This is a genomic window from Halobellus sp. Atlit-38R (assembly GCF_003665925.1).
GTDB lineage: Archaea > Halobacteriota > Halobacteria > Halobacteriales > Haloferacaceae > Haloquadratum > Haloquadratum inordinatus.
The window spans coordinates 1-474 of record NZ_QXIJ01000286.1 but is presented as its reverse complement, the minus strand read 5'-3'; the positions used below and the strand labels follow the sequence as shown (position 1 = coordinate 474).

1 pseudogene is annotated in these 474 nt (G+C 55.3%); it reads left to right on the top strand.

Features of this window, described 5'->3' with window-relative positions:
- Positions 1-202 precede the first annotated feature (202 nt).
- A pseudogene (locus tag D3D02_RS19410) lies at positions 203-474 on the top strand (ammonium transporter); the annotation flags it as partial.

The window sequence follows — 474 nt, the reverse complement described above, 5'->3', positions numbered from 1 at the left end:
TTATACAAGACATATTTCATCTTATATCGGACATACGTCTCTCAGAACACCATTTTGTAGACGTTTGTCAACGCGAACCGTTATATGAACGTCTTGAGATAGCATCTCTCATGGTTCGCGAGACATTCGGTCGCGAATCGAGCACCAATATGAACGACTGTCCACTTGAACTCCCGTTCGAATCGCATATCGGAGGAATCGTATGCTGACCGCACTTCAGGCAGACCTCGCCTCGGTCGTCGAGGGCGTGAATCTCGTGTGGGTCCTCACCGTCACGTTCCTCATCTTCTTCATGCACGCCGGCTTCGCCATGCTCGAAGCCGGGCAGGTGCGTGCGAAGAACGTCGCAAATCAGCTCACGAAGAACCTCCTGACGTGGAGTATCGGCGTCATCGTGTTCTTCCTCCGCGGTGCGGCCGTCTCGGCAATCGTCGCCGGACTTACCGGCGGCGCGGCAACGACCGTCGCAGACGC